Source organism: Streptosporangium sp. NPDC020072 (genome assembly GCF_040631445.1).
In the GTDB taxonomy this organism is placed as follows: Bacteria; Actinomycetota; Actinomycetes; order Streptosporangiales; family Streptosporangiaceae; genus Streptosporangium.
Map to the genome: position 1 here is coordinate 43418 of NZ_JBEYAB010000012.1, position 14146 is coordinate 57563.

The window sequence follows — 14146 nt, forward strand, 5'->3', positions numbered from 1 at the left end:
CGCAGTGACGGAGGCATCAGTGTCTGACAACACCCTTGACTATCTGGTGATCGGCGCCGGGCCCGCGGGCCTGCAACTGGGCCACTTCCTGCACCGGGCGGGGCGGAGGTACCGGATCCTGGAGGCGGGCCCCGAGCCCGGCCAGTTCTTCCGGACCTTCCCCCGCCACCGGATGCTCATCTCCATCAACAAGAAGCACACCGGACACCACGACCCGGAGCTCAACTTCCGGGTGGACTGGAACTCGCTGCTCTCGGACGACCCCGATCTGGTGTTCACCCGCTACAGCGACCGTTTCTTCCCCGGCGCCGACGACCTCGTGCGTTACCTCGGTGACTTCGCCGCCGCCCTCGACCTGCGGATCACCTACGGCGCCCGGGTCGTCGACGTCTCCCGCCCGGACGCGAAGGGGCCGTTCCGGGTGATCGACGGGCAGGGCCGGACCCACCAGGCCGAGCACGTGGTCGTCGCCACCGGGGTCTCCAAGACCAACGTCCCGGAGATCCCCGGCATCGAGACGGCCGAGGGCTACGACACCGCCTCCGTCGACCCGGCGGACTACACGGCCAAGCGGGTGCTCGTCATCGGCAAGGGCAACTCGGCCTTCGAGACGGCCGACAACCTCATCGAGACCGCCGCGGTGATCCACGTCGCGGGCCCCCACTCGGTACGGCTGGCCTGGCGGACCCACTTCCTCGGGCACCTGCGCGCGGTCAACAGCAACTTTCTCGACACCTACCAGCTCAAACTGGGAAACGCGGTGCTGGACGGCGACGTCAGGCGCATCGAGCGCCGCGCGGACGGCACGTACCTGGTGACCGTGAGCTTCGCCAGGGCCGACGAGGTCACCAAGGACATCCCGTACGACCGGGTGATCGTCTCCACCGGGTTCCGGTTCGACGCCTCGATCTTCTCCCCCGAGTGCCGTCCCGAGCTGACGATCAGGAACCGCTTCCCCGCGCTGACCCCCGCCTACGAGTCGGTCAACGTGCCCGGCCTGTACTTCGCCGGGACCATCACGCAGTCCCGCGACTTCAAGCGCGGCACCAACGCCTTCATCCACGGTTTCCGGTACGGCGCCCGCGCCCTGCACCGCATCCTGGAGACCAGGCACCACGACGCCCCCTGGCCGGGCCGGGACCTGCCCGCCGACCCCGGCGCGTTCGCGGACGCCGTACTCGAACGGGTCAACCGCAGCTCCGGGCTGTTCCAGCAGTTCGGCGTGCTGGCCGACGTCATCGTCCCGGACGGCGACGGCGGCGCGCGCTACCTGGAGGAACTGCCGGTCGACTTTCAGGGCCCGCCGATCGGCGACGGCGGCCACTTCGCGATCACCCTGGAGTACGGCCCCGACCACGACAAGGTCGACCCGTTCGACATCTCCGTGTCGCGGATCAGGCAGGGCGACGCCTCCCGGGCCCACGAGGGTCACTACCTGCACCCGGTGGTGCGCCACTACCGGGGAGGAGTGGTCGTGGCCGTACACCACGTCACCGAGAACCTGGAGAACGACTGGACCTCCGAGGAGGTCCACCTGCGGCCGTTGCGGGAGTTCTTCCAGCGCCAGAGCCTTCCGGTCCCGGCGTGACGGCCATGCGCCCCCCACTGAACGTCAGGGAGTTCGAGGAGGCCGCCCGCGACCGCCTGCATCCCGCGCACTACGACTACTTCGCCGGTGGAGCCGGTGACGAGACGACCGTCCGGGCCAACGAGGCGGCGTTCGCGCGGCTCGCCCTGCTGCCACGTGTGCTGCGCGGCGCGGGCGAACCGAGGACCGGGGTCACCCTGCTGGGCGACCGGGCCGCCATGCCGGTGCTGGTCGCGCCGACCGCGTTCCACCGGCTCGCCGACCCCGAGGGTGAGAAGGCCACGGCCCGCGCGGCGGCCGTCGCCGGGACGATCATGATCGTGAGCATGGCCTCGACCGTCGCCGTCGAGGACGTCGCGGCGGCGGCTCCGGAGGCCACCCTGTGGTTCCAGCTCTACGTCCAGCCGGACATGGCCTTCACCGAGAGGATCGTCCGGCGCGCCGAGGCGGCCGGATGCACGGCGCTGGTCGTCACGGTCGACTCTCCCGGCAGGGGACGGCGGGAGCGGGACCTGCGCAACGGCTTCGACGACCTGCCGGAGGGCATGTGCTGCGAGAACCTGCGCGACGGCGACCGGGTGCGGCCGATCGTCATGTCGCCGGACATCTCCTGGCGGCACATCGACCTGCTCAGGCGGATGACGGAGCTGCCCATCGCGCTCAAGGGCGTCGTGCGTCCCGCCGACGCCTGCCGCGCGCTCGACCACGGCGTCTCCGCGCTGTTCGTCTCCAACCACGGAGGCAGGCAGCTCGACACCCTCCCGGCGACCGCCGACCTGCTGCCGGGGATCGTGGCCGCCGTCGGCGGGGCCGTACCGGTGCTGCTCGACGGTGGGGTCCGGCGCGGGGCGGACGTGGTCAAGGCGATGGCGCTCGGAGCCTCGGCGGTCGCGGTCGGCCGCCCGGTGCTCTGGGGTCTCGCGGCCGACGGCGAGCGCGGCGTGGCCCGGGTGCTCGGGCTGCTGCGCGAGGAGGTCGAGCGGGCCCTCGTCCTGTGCGGCGCCGCGTCGGCGCACGACCTCGACCCAGAGCTGGTACGGCCATGCTGACCGCGCTGACCGTGTCGTTCGCAGCCGTCCTGATCAGCCTGCCCTGGTGGCTTCCCGCACGGATCGTCGCGCTGCGGGTGCGCGTCCTCACCAGGATCAACGGCGAGGAGAGCATCCCGGTCCCCGGTGACCTGGTCGGCGTCGACCGGTTCAGGGAGGTCTACTCCCACCCGGCCGCCTCGGGCCGGAGCAGGGGAGCCGTCCTGTCCGACCTGTTCTGGTACTGGCTGGCACCGGGACCCGAGATGCACCAGGAACACCTGGAGGCGGGGGAGCGCTACGACGCCGTCGCCCTGGCCACCCGGCGGATTTTGGCCGTGCCCCGGACGAGGGTCGAGGAGCTCACCCGCCGCTGCGTCAACCGGGCGCTGCGGGACAGGCGGGGGATGGTACGGCTGCGCGACCTGATGATGCCGGTCTGGGCGGAGTTCTCCTACGAACTCGTCTTCGGCGAACCGTGTCCGCCGAAGGCCCGTGACCTGATCGTCGGCAACGCGGACGACGTCGTCACCTCACTCAAGTGCTGCGGCCTGCGGCACATGGACCGGCGTGACCGGCTGACCGGATACCTCGTCGAACGGCTGCCCGAGGTGCGGCACGAGCTTCCCCAGGGCCTGTCGGCCAGGGAACAGGCGCTGTACCTGCAGGGGGCCTTCTTCAACACGGCGGTCGTCCAGATGTCGGAGGCGACGGCCCATGTGCTGATGGTCCTGGCCCAGCACCCCGGGGTGCAGAAGGCGGCGCGGGGCGGCGACGACCGGTATCTGGACCAGGTGATCTCGGAGACGCTGCGGCTCTACCCGCTGTTCGGCATCGCCCACCGCGTCACCACCGGGGAGATCCCCCTCGGCGAGGGCGCCGCGATCCCGGCCGGTTCCGTGCTGTGCTTCAACTACCCCGAGTTCCACCGCGCGGGCCTGCCCGACCCGGACCACTTCGACCCGGCCCGTTTCGCGGCGCGTCCGGCCAGGGAGATCAACCACATCCCCTTCGGCATGGCCGCGAACCGGCCCTGCCCCGCGTGGCGGCTGGCACCGATCGCCCTGCGGGTGGCCGTACGGGAGACCCTGCACGCCTGCGAACTCGACTCGACCGCCTCCCACACCCGGTCCCTGCCCAACAGGGGGCCGTGCCTGCTGACCCCGCTGGGAGCCGGGCGTGGCCCGGAGGTCCGGGTGAAGTTGCTGTTCATGCGGTTCAGGGACCGCTGGGAGGACGTGTGGCGCAGCCTCGTGCAGCTCGTCCTCGGCACCTACATGGTGTGGGAGGCGCGCAGGCTGCGGCTGTGCGAGCGCCACTTCGCGCAGGAACCCCATCCGGTCGGCGTACGGAGGCACGAGTCATGAGCGGTTTCCTGGCCTTCACCCAGGCCTCCCCGGTCGATCCCAACCTGGGGCTGGTCCTCAGGGTGCTGCCCGCCCTGGTCGTGATCCTGCTGGCGGCGGCGGTGTGCGGCCGGCTGGCGACCATGGTGATGCAGCCACGGGTCGTCGGTGAGATGGTCGCCGGGGTCCTGCTCGGGCCGACGCTGCTGGGCGCCGTGTTCCCCGGCGCGCAGGAGGCCCTCTTCCCCGCCGACGTCCGGCCGATCCTGTACGTGCTCAGCACCATCGGGCTGACGCTGTACATGTTCCTGGTCGGGGCGGGGATGGACCACAGCGTCCGGACGCCGGGGGAGACGCGCAGGGCCATGGCGCTGGCCGCCTCGGGGATTCTTCCGTCCCTGGTTCTCGGCAGCGCCCTCGGGTTCCTGCTGTGGGATCGTCTCTCCCGGCCCGACGTCGGCCGTGTGGAGTTCGCCCTGTTCCTCGGCGGCGCGCTGTCGCTGACCGCCTTCCCCATGCTCGCCAGGATCCTGTACGAACGCGGCCTTGAGAACACCCGCATCGGCAGGATCACCCTGGTCGCGGCCTCCATCGACGACGCCGTGGCGTGGTGCCTGCTCGCGGTGCTCTCGGCGGTCCACCTGGGCACGGGCGGCGGTGACGCGCTGCGCACCATAGGTCTGGCGGTGGTGTTCGCGGCGGTGATGCTCGGGGTGGTCGCCCCGCTGCTGCGCCCCCTGGGCCGTGAGGTCGAGCGCACCGGCCGTCTCGGCGCCGGCGCCGTCTACGTGATCGTCCTGGTGCCGCTCACGGCCGGTTGGCTCACCGACTGGATCGGCGTCTACTCGGTGTTCGGCGGCTTCGTCGCCGGGCTGGCCATGCCTCGCGAGGCGGCGTTCCGTCAGGCGCTGCACGGCCGCATGATGGACGTCGTCTCGACGCTGCTGCTGCCGGTCTTCTTCGCCTTCTCCGGGTTGAACACCCATCTCGGCGGCATCACCGGCGGTTCGATGCTGCTGGTGCTCGTCGCGATCCTGCTCACGGGTTTCTGCGGGAAGTACTTCGGCTGCGCGCTGTCCACGAGGGCGCTGGGGTTCGGCTGGCGTGAGTCGTGGGCGATCGGCGCCATCATGAACGCCCGGGGGCTGATGATCCTCATCTTCATCAACATCGGCCTGGCCCAGGGCCTGATCACCCAGGAGGTCTTCGCGATGCTCGTCCTGGTGGCGGTGCTCACCACGGCGGGGGCGCTGCCGCTGTACAAACTGGCCATGCCCGAGCGCCACGAGCGGGCGAGCATCCAAGAGCCCGCCGGGACCGGTGAGGGGGCGCGCGGACGGGAGGCGACACCGGTGAGCTGATGATCATGCCTGGTCGCCGGGACCGTGACGGGCTGTGGCGCGGGCGCGACGCACGCGCCACGCCTGCGCCACGCCTGCCTTTGCGCCAGAGTTGACTAGAAATTTACCAATATCAGTGCAATTGTTGACCAGTGGCACGGATACCGGCGACATCCGAACCGCGCTCTTCCCGGCTGCTGCTCGTCGAAGACGACCGTGATCTGGCGGACATGCTGGCCGAAGTGTTCGCCGACCAGGGATACACCGTAGACCTGGCACCGGAGGGGCAACGTGGCCTGCACCTGGGTTTGAGCCGCGGTTACGACATCATGATCATCGATCGGGGACTGCCCGCGATCGACGGGCTCGACCTGCTGCGACGGCTGCGCAGGCAGGCCGTCACCGTGCCGGTGCTGGTGCTCACGGCCTTCGGCACGACCGCCGACCGCGTCAGCGGACTCGACGCTGGCGCCGAGGACTACCTGGTCAAACCCTTCGAGATCGACGAGCTGCTGGCCAGGGTGCGCGCCCTGCGGCGCAGGAACCTGGACCAGGCCAGACTGCTGCCGCTCGGCGCGGCCTGGCTCGACTCCGACTCCCACCTCGTACGGTTGCCCTCCGGCGAGCAGGTGACCCTGTCCGGTCAGGAGTGCCGCCTGCTCCACGCGCTGGCGGTCCGCCCGAGGCAGGTGCACACCCGCGACTCGTTGCGGCAGCGGGTCTTCGACGGCGCCCAGACCGAGTCGGTCGTGGACACCTACGTCTACTACCTGCGCAACAAACTGGGGCACGGCGTCGTACGCACCGTACGGGGCGTGGGGTACCGCCTGGGTGAGCTGTGAACGGGCGGCGGCGCTTCGACCCGGAACGGCGGCTGCTGATCCGGACCCGCCGCCGGATCACCGTGCAGATCGCGGGCGGATTCACCCTCGTGCTCGCGCTCATGGGCGCGATGGTCTACTACGTCACGGTCAACGGCCAGGACGTCGCCGCGCGGCGTGACCTGTTCGTGGCGGCACGGTCGGCCTCGATCACCCAGCCCCCGCCCTGCATGTGGCTGTTCGAGCTGGGCGGAGGCACCGTACGGAGGTCTCCCGGGTCCCCGGACCGGTTGCCGGTGCGCGCGTTCATGGACCTGGTCGCCGCGGACGGGCGGCCCCGGGTCGAGGTCGCCGAGGTCGGCGGGCTGACCTACCTGATCAGGACCCAGCGACGTGACGACGTCGTGGTGCAGGCGGTGATGGACCTGCGCTTCCGGATAGCCGACCGGGAACGGCTGCTGAGCACCCTCGGCGCCGCCGAACTCGCCGGGCTGCTGGCGGCGCTGCTGATCGGCCAGGTCCTCGCGGGCCGGGCGATCGCGCCACTGGGCGAGGCCCTCGACCGGCAGCGGCGCTTCACCGCCGACGTCAGCCACGAACTGCGCACCCCGCTGACCCGGCTGCACGTCCGCGCCCAGCTCACCGCCCGGCACCTGCGCCGGGGGTCGGAACCGCTCCTGGCCGTCGGCGACGTCGACCAGCTGGCCGCGGGCATCGGGCAACTCGGCGAGGTGATCGAGGACCTGCTGCTGTCCACCCAGCTCAGACGGCGGCTCCAGCCGTTCGGCCCGGTCGACCTGGCCGCGCTGACCGAGGAACTCGCCACGGCGGAGGCGGCCCGCGCCGAGCAGCGCGGGGTGACGATCGAGGTGAGGAAGGGTCCCGGCGAGCACGTCGTGCGCGGAGCGCGGTCCGCGCTGCGCCGGGTGATCTCCGCGCTGCTCGACAACGCGCTGCGGCACGCCCGCGAGGGCGGCGACATCTGGATGACCCTCCGCTCGGGTCCCGAATGGGTCCAGCTCAGCGTGCGGGACGACGGCGTCGGACTGGACCCGCGTGACGGTGAGCACCTGTTCGCCAGACACGTCGGCAAGCCCCACCAGGGAGGCCTGGGCATCGGTCTCGCCCTGGTGAGCGAGGTGGTGGACGCCCACGGCGGCACGGTCGGCGTGGACGGACGGCCGGGCGCCGGCGCCACGTTCACCATCCGCCTTCCGGCGCACCCCGGCGGCGACGGCGCACCGCGCTCCCCCCGGATACGGCTCCCGCAGCAGGTGCGGAACCGGGCGCACAGGAAGACGCGGGTGCCGGTCCCCGAGTACGGCGAGGGCCGCCCGTAGGCGGCACGATCGGCGTCACCGGCCTGCCGGGACGGCACGCTCGGAGGCCCCCGTGATCCGGGCGAGTTCGTCCGGCAGGGGATAGGGGCGTTCCACGGGCAGCATGTCCGTGATGTCCTGGCCGTCGCGCAGTGCCTGACGGATGTCGTGGACCCGGCCGGTCAGGTCGGTGATCCGCAGTGTCCACCGGTCGAGATAGCGGGTCACGGCGTCGCCGGAGAGGCCGATCTGGATCGACCGGTATGACAGGGGATTGTGGCGCGGGCCGCGTTCGGGGTCCCACTGGACGCGCACCGGGCTCTCCCGCAGGCGCCGACGCCAGACCTCGGGATCGACGCCGTCGCCGGGGTGGCTGAGGCAGGAGTGCCGGAGCGCCCACTCGAAGCCCTCCCGGCTGATGTCGACGGCCAGGACCCTGGTCTGACCGGGCTTGGTGGCATAGCCGCAGCGGTACATCATCCAGAGAAAGGAGGGTTTGATCCAGGTCATCCGTTCGCGCTTGAAGGGCGGAACGAACCGCTGGGCGGCGACGGCCGGGTCCGCGATGGCGGGGTCGTAGGCCTGGTAGACGGTGATGGCCTCCTCAGTGAAGGCCGCGCGGATCTGGCGATAGGGGATGGTCATGTCCCCGAGCATGGTGAGCCGTGTGTAAGCCCCGCAACGGGATTTAGCGGGCGGTCATCGCCGGTTTCGCAGCACCTCAAGGCGTTGCCGGTACTCCTCGGCGTCGACCTCTCCCCGGGCCAGCCGTTCGGCCAGCACCTCCTCCGGAGGGACCCGCCCGCCCGCCGCGAGCCAGCCTGTCCGCCGCCCGCCGCTGACGTAGTGGAGCAGCGCGACGATCCCGGCGATGATCAACACCCACAGCAGGATCGTCGTTATGCCCATGACCAGCCAGGAGCCGATTCCGTAACCCCACATCATCGTCGGTCCCCTTCCCGAGAGGTACCTTCAGCCTTCCTCCGCCGAGTCCGTACGAAAGAGGGCCATTGGTCCCGCGACCGGCGCCGATGGTCCCGGCGCGGCTACCAGCCGAGTTCGTCGCAGCCCCGGTGGTCGGCCGGCTCGATCTGCAGGGTGGCGTGCTCGACGCCGTGGCGGGTGCGCAGCAGGTGACGCGCGCGGTCCAGTACGGCATGGCCGTCGGCGAAGTCGGTGGCGACCAGGTGGGCGGTGGCCACGTTCATGCCGGAGGTCAGCGTCCACAGGTGCAGGTCGTGCACGTCGCGTACCCCGTCGATGGCGGCCAGGTCCGCGGCCACCGCGGCGGCGTCCATGCCCTCGGGCACGTGCTGGCCCAGGACGGCGAAGACCTGGCGGCCCAGCGACAGGGCACGCACCGCGACGAAGACGCCGATGGCCAGCGCCACGACGGTGTCCCACAGCACCTGGCCGGTGGCCGCGACCAGCCAACCGGCGACGATGACGCCGACCGATCCCGCGGTGTCCGCGACGACCTCCAGGTAGGCGCCCCTGACGTTGAGGCTCTCACCGGCGCCGGAACGCAGCAGCAGCAACGCGACCAGGTTGACGAGCAGGCCGATGGCGCCGACGACGAGCATCGGGCCGGAGGAGACCTCGGCGGTCTGGCCGATACGGCCGACGGCCTCGACCACCACGTACACCGCGACGCCCAGCATCAGCACCACGGCCAGCAGGGAGGCGAACACCTCGGCCCGGTAGGAGCCGTAGCTGCGCCTGCCGGTGGTGTCGGGCCGGGTGGCGATCTTCGTGGCCACCAGCGCCGCGCCGAGGGTGACCACGTCGGCGGCCATGTGCCCGGCGTCGGAGAGCAGTGCCAGCGAGCCGGAGACCAGTCCGTAGCCGAGTTCGACGACGAAGAAGGCGCCGATCAGCACGAAGGACAGGGCCAGCCGCCTGCGGTGACGGCCTCCCGCGTGTCCCTGGACGTGCCCGTGGCCGTGTCCGGTTCCCATCTCAGCCCTCTCCGTCGCGCTCGGGGTGCAGAAGCTCGGTGTGCTCGATGTGGACCAACGCCACGTCGAGGAGCATCCGCACGTGCGGGTCCGCCAGCCGGTAGTAGACCATCCGGCCCGCGCGGCGGCTGGTCACGACACGGTGGGCGCGCAGCAGCCGCAGCGCGTGCGAGGCGGCCGACTCGCTCTGCCCGGTCACCGCGGCCAGGTCGCACACGCACATCTCCCCCTCAAGCAGGGCGACCAGCAGTCTCAACCGGTTGGCGTCCGACAACAGGCCGAAGACGTCGGCCACGTCGGAGAGATCACGGGGGGCGGGCATGCGCTCCCGCACGTCGGCGACCCGGTCGGGATCGACCTTCCTGACGACACATCCGTCAATCGATGGAACATCTGAATAGGTATTCATATGAGCAGATTAGCGAGTGGGGTCACCGGGCTGTCAACCGGCCCGCGTCGGCCGGGCCGGTACGGCGGGTCCGCGGTGGCCGGGTCGGCTGACCTGTGCTGGTCGGCCCGGCCGGCCCGCGTTGGCCGGTACGGCTGGTCCCTGTTGGTCGGTACGGCTGGTCCGCCCCGGTCGGCACAGCTGGTCCGTCCGGTCGGTACGGCGCACGCCGCGGACGGTGGCGCACACCGTGGTGCGCCACCGCCGCTCTCTCACCCGGCCCCCGCCGCCATGCCCACGATGACGCCGGGGTGTCCGAGAGCGCGGGGGACCTACCCCTGGGTCCCCTTGCGGCGCGTGATCAGCCACGCGCCCGCCCCGGCGAGTACGACGACCGCGCCGACCGGCCACACCCACCCGGGCAGGCCGGAGGTGCCGTTCGGCTCGGACGCGGCGGCCGGAGAGGGCTCGGCGGCGGAGGATTCGCTGGCGGCCGGGGGAGGGACGGCCTCGGAGGGGTCGGCGGAGGCCTCCGCCGTACTCGCCGGTGTGGAGACCGACGGCGACGGGGACTCCGGGGTGGGGGAGGGGCTGTCGGGGTCGGCGATCACGGTGAAGGGGATCTGGCCGCTGATGGGGTGACCGTCGGAGGAGGCAACGTGCCAGGCGATCTGGTAACGACCCGGGGCCAGCTGGTCGGGCACCTTGGCGCGGATCGTGCTCCCCTCGTCCGGTGCGTCGAGCTTGGTCGTCTCGTCGCCGGGGCCGGTCAGGACGACCTTGGCGAAGCGCATACGGGAGGAGAACTCCAGGGTGACGGTCTCGGGGCTGGTCACCTTGGCGTTGGCGGCCGGTGAACTGCTCTTGAGACGGTCATGGGCGAACGCCGGTGAGGCGGTGCCGATCAGCACCAGCAGGCAGCCGACGGCGGCTGCCAGGACGGTGCCGACGGTTCGGCGCGGCGATGCCGCCGAGGTCAGGAATGACAAGGTGGGAACTCCCGAAGACGGCCCGGCGATGGCCGGGGCGAAGGTGACGTCCGTGCGTGCGGGCGTCGATGACACGGGTGCGCCGCTCCCCGGAGGGGGCGGCGTCGTCCGCGGGAGGTCCACGGCGGTGGATCGTGGAGGTGAGCCACCGCCGGGCGAGGCCGGAGGGGGGCCACGACGCGGGGGCGACAGGCCGAGGCGTCGGCGGGTCGTCGGAGGCGGCGGACGGCGGCCGGAGCAGTAGGGGCCACGAGGGCCGCAGCAGGCGCAGCATGAGCCAGAAGGCGCTCTCGCCCCGGTGCAGCCACCAGCCGCTCATCGCCCCGACCGCGAGGTGGGCCAGCGCCATGCCGACCGCCTGGTGCCCGTGCCCGTCCTGGGCGGCGAACCCGCCGGAGGTGCGGGCGAACAGCTCGTGCAGCAGCACCTGGGCGCCGATCGTGGTGCCGACCACCGCCGCCGGTGGGTGCTCACGGCCGACGAGCGGCAACACCACGACCAGGAGGCCCGCCGCGCCGGCCGCGAGGGCCGCGACGGAAAGCGAGGCCCCCGCACTGAAGGCGTGCCCGCCCGCCGAGACCGCCAGGCAGGCGGTGGTGAACGCCAACGCCCGTAGCAGGCGCAACGTCATCGGTAAGGGCGGCACATGTCCCATCTTGCCGTCCAATGTCGCATTGGCAACCGCCACGCTGACCCCAGGTCCGAATGGCTACCCTCTGTCATCAGTTGATGGCGAAGGGTGATGTGCGGTTGTGGGGTGATCGCACCGATGCGACGAGCCGTACAGCGCGCGGGTCTCTCCCTCGTGCTGTGCCTGGCCGCGCTCGCGGCGGCCCTGCTCGCGCATCTGATCCTCTCCGCCGCCCACACCCGGGTGGCGCACCACCATCACGGACCCGGCCCGGGGCAGTCGGGCATTTCCGTCACCGTGGCCGGTTCACCGCGGGAACGGGTGCCGGAGCGCTGCCCCGCCCCCGATCCGCCGGAGCACGACCACAGCCTGTGCGGGGCGGCGACGGTGGCGCCCGCCACCGAGGCGCGCCCGCTGTCGTCCGGTCCCTTCACCGGCCTGCCCGCCCTGTCGTGGCTGGCCCTGACGGTGATCGGTCTCGCCTGCGCCACGGCCGTCGCCGCCCTCGACCGTACGGCGGGCCTGCCCCAGCCCGCCCAGGCCGTCACGGCGTAACGCGCCGGGTGCGGGGCGCGGGTCCGCGGGCCGTACCACCCACGGGCCCGGTCCGGCCGGTCACCCGCGGTGCCGCTCCAGCGGCCGTCCTCGTTGTGGTTCCCGGCCAGGGCGCCGGACGACGGCCGGGCCGGACGAGGCGGTCGGGCAGGACGGAGCCGTCGTTGACGATCTGGATCGCCGGGGTCGCGGTGTCGTTGCCGACACGGCGGCGTCGTCCTTGGACGCGAGTCGCCGCCACGACGGTGTCGAAGCCCGTATAAGGGGATTTTTGGGTTTTTCCTGGCCTTTGGTTGGAGGGGGTGGGGGCAGCACGGTTTCATGGCAGACCTTCCCTTTCATGACCGTGCCGACTTCGACAACGCCGACCGTGGCTTCGTCGCGAAACTCAGCCCCGCCCTGGTGAAGGGAGCCGACGGGAAGGTCGTCTGGGACAACGACGTCTACGCCTTCCTGGACGGCGACTGCCCGCAGGACGCGCATCCGAGCCTGTGGCGGCAGGCGCAGCTGTGCGCCAAACAGGGGCTGTTCGAGGTGACCGAGGGCGTCTACCAGGTGCGCGGGCTGGACCTGTCGAACATGACGATCGTGGAGGGCGAAACCGGCGTCGTCGTCATCGATCCGCTGATCTCCACCGAGTGCGCGGCGGCGGCGTTGCGGCTCTACCGGGACCACCGGGGCGACCGGCCGGTCACCGGCCTGATCTACACCCACTCCCACGTCGACCACTTCGGCGGAGCCCGCGGCGTGACCGACGGCGAGGGAATCCCGATCCTGGCCCCGGCCGGCTTCATGGAGCACGCCGTCTCGGAGAACGTCTACGCGGGCACCGCGATGAACCGCCGGGCCCTGTACATGTACGGCCAGCTCCTGCCGCGCACCGCCGAGGGCCAGCTCGGCTGCGGACTGGGGATGGGCACCTCGGCGGGTACGGTCACCCTCATCCCGCCCACCGTCGACGTCACCCACACCGGGCAGGAGGAGACGATCGACGGGATACGGATCGTCTTCCAGCTCACCCCGGGCACCGAGGCCCCGGCGGAGATGAACTTCCTCTTCCCCGACCGGCGGGCCCTGTGCATGGCCGAGAACGCCACCCACAACCTGCACAACCTGCTCACCCTGCGCGGCGCCGAGGTCCGTGACGCGCGGGTCTGGGCCCGCTACCTGGACGAGGCGATAACGCTGTTCACCGACAAGGCCGACGTCGCCTTCGCCTCCCACCACTGGCCCACCTGGGGCAGGGACGACATCGTCGCCTTCCTGTCGCAGCAGCGTGACCTGTACGCCTACCTGCACGACCAGACCGTACGGCTGATGAACCACGGCCTGACCGGCGTCGAGATCGCCGAGACCATGCGGATGCCGCCCGCCCTGGAGCAGGCCTGGCACACCCACGGCTACTACGGATCCGTCAGCCACAACGTCAAGGCGATCTACCAGCGCTACCTGGGCTGGTTCGACGGCAACCCGGCCCACCTGTGGGAGCATCCGCCCGTTCCGCAGGCCAGACGCTACGTCGAGTGCCTGGGCGGCGCCGCGGCCGTCGTCGCACACGCCCGCCGCTACGTGCGCGAGGGGGACCTGCGTTTCGCCGCGACCCTGCTCAACCACGCCGTCTTCGCCGACGAGGACAACACCGAGGCCCGCGAACTCCTGGCCGAGGTCTACACCCGCCTCGGGCACGGCGCCGAGAACGCCACCTGGCGCAACTTCTATCTGGCCGGTGCCGCCGAACTGGCCGAGGGCCCCTCGGCGGGTACGGCCGACACCACCTCACCGGACATGCTCAGCGCGCTGTCCGCCGAGCAGATCTTCGGCTCCCTGGCCATCCGCGTCAACGGCCCGAAGGCGTGGAACGAGCGGTTCGCCATCGACTGGCACCTCACCGACCTGGACGAACACCACCGCACCACGATGTCGAACGGCGCGCTGACCCACCGGCGGACGTCGCCGGGGGAGAGCGCCGACCTGACGCTACGGCTGACCAGGCAGCGGCTGCTCGACCTGATCGTCGGGGACGGCTCCGGTGGTCTTGACGGCGTCGACCATGACGGGGACGCCACCGTCCTGCGGAGGCTGGGCGCCGTACTGGAGGAGTCCACGCCGGACTTCGCCATCGTCACCCCCTGAGAGGCCGCCCGAGCGGTCGGCGGCATGGCTGACGGTCCGGCCGTTCGCCC

The 14146-nt window shown here is 71.5% G+C and carries 14 protein-coding genes; 8 read left to right on the forward strand and 6 right to left on the reverse strand.

Annotation, left to right across the window (positions count from 1 at the left end; all coding sequences use genetic code 11):
• Positions 1–19: 19 nt before the first annotated feature.
• The 6 genes from ABZ470_RS27405 (at position 20) to ABZ470_RS27430 (ending at position 7463) form a co-directional block, all read left to right on the forward strand.
• A complete protein-coding gene (locus ABZ470_RS27405; protein ID WP_362914902.1) occupies positions 20–1588 on the forward strand; it encodes an NAD(P)-binding domain-containing protein in 1569 nt (522 codons plus the stop codon).
• Positions 1589–1593: 5 nt separating this feature from the next.
• Positions 1594–2637: an alpha-hydroxy acid oxidase gene (locus tag ABZ470_RS27410; RefSeq protein ID WP_362914904.1), complete on the forward strand. Its 1044-nt coding sequence runs from the start codon at positions 1594–1596 to the stop codon at positions 2635–2637.
• Positions 2631–3983 carry a cytochrome P450 gene (locus ABZ470_RS27415; protein ID WP_362914906.1) on the forward strand — a complete coding sequence of 451 codons (1353 nt, stop codon included), beginning with the start codon at positions 2631–2633 and terminating at the stop codon, positions 3981–3983. Before ABZ470_RS27410 ends, ABZ470_RS27415 begins: the two co-directional genes overlap by 7 nt.
• On the forward strand, positions 3980–5323 hold the full coding sequence (locus ABZ470_RS27420) for a cation:proton antiporter (protein WP_362914909.1): 1344 nt from the start codon (positions 3980–3982) through the stop codon (positions 5321–5323). Before ABZ470_RS27415 ends, ABZ470_RS27420 begins: the two co-directional genes overlap by 4 nt.
• Positions 5324–5454: 131 nt before the next feature.
• On the forward strand, positions 5455–6144 hold the full coding sequence (locus tag ABZ470_RS27425) for a response regulator transcription factor (RefSeq protein WP_362914911.1): 690 nt from the start codon (positions 5455–5457) through the stop codon (positions 6142–6144).
• Positions 6141–7463, forward strand: coding sequence for a HAMP domain-containing sensor histidine kinase (locus tag ABZ470_RS27430; protein ID WP_362780024.1), 1323 nt, complete (start codon positions 6141–6143; stop codon positions 7461–7463). Before ABZ470_RS27425 ends, ABZ470_RS27430 begins: the two co-directional genes overlap by 4 nt.
• A 15-nt stretch (positions 7464–7478) precedes the next feature.
• Here the strand turns inward: ABZ470_RS27430 and ABZ470_RS27435 are convergent, their stop codons facing one another.
• The 6 genes from ABZ470_RS27435 to ABZ470_RS27460 form a co-directional block, all read right to left on the reverse strand.
• Positions 7479–8087, reverse strand: coding sequence for a DUF4291 domain-containing protein (locus ABZ470_RS27435; RefSeq protein ID WP_362914913.1), 609 nt, complete (start codon positions 8085–8087; stop codon positions 7479–7481).
• Between the two features lie 54 nt (positions 8088–8141).
• The gene (locus ABZ470_RS27440) at positions 8142–8387 is read right to left on the reverse strand and encodes an SHOCT domain-containing protein (protein ID WP_352015664.1); all 246 of its coding nucleotides are present in this window, start codon (positions 8385–8387) and stop codon (positions 8142–8144) included.
• 101 nt (positions 8388–8488) lie between these two features.
• On the reverse strand, positions 8489–9400 hold the full coding sequence (locus ABZ470_RS27445; protein ID WP_362914915.1) for a cation diffusion facilitator family transporter: 912 nt from the start codon (positions 9398–9400) through the stop codon (positions 8489–8491).
• 1 nt (position 9401) lies between these two features.
• The gene (locus ABZ470_RS27450) at positions 9402–9809 is read right to left on the reverse strand and encodes a metalloregulator ArsR/SmtB family transcription factor (protein WP_362780016.1); all 408 of its coding nucleotides are present in this window, start codon (positions 9807–9809) and stop codon (positions 9402–9404) included.
• Positions 9810–10120: 311 nt separating this feature from the next.
• Entirely contained in the window at positions 10121–10699 is a 579-nt protein-coding gene (locus tag ABZ470_RS27455) for a copper resistance protein CopC (protein ID WP_362914917.1), read from the reverse strand.
• Entirely contained in the window at positions 10662–11423 is a 762-nt protein-coding gene (locus ABZ470_RS27460; RefSeq protein ID WP_362914919.1) for a hypothetical protein, read from the reverse strand. Before ABZ470_RS27460 ends, ABZ470_RS27455 begins: the two co-directional genes overlap by 38 nt.
• A gap of 123 nt (positions 11424–11546) precedes the next feature.
• Here ABZ470_RS27460 and ABZ470_RS27465 point away from each other — a divergent pair, with 123 nt between their 5' ends.
• Positions 11547–11963, forward strand: coding sequence for a hypothetical protein (locus tag ABZ470_RS27465; RefSeq protein WP_362914921.1), 417 nt, complete (start codon positions 11547–11549; stop codon positions 11961–11963).
• A 321-nt stretch (positions 11964–12284) separates the two neighbouring features.
• A complete protein-coding gene (locus ABZ470_RS27470; protein WP_362914923.1) occupies positions 12285–14096 on the forward strand; it encodes an alkyl sulfatase dimerization domain-containing protein in 1812 nt (603 codons plus the stop codon).
• Positions 14097–14146: the final 50 nt, after the last annotated feature.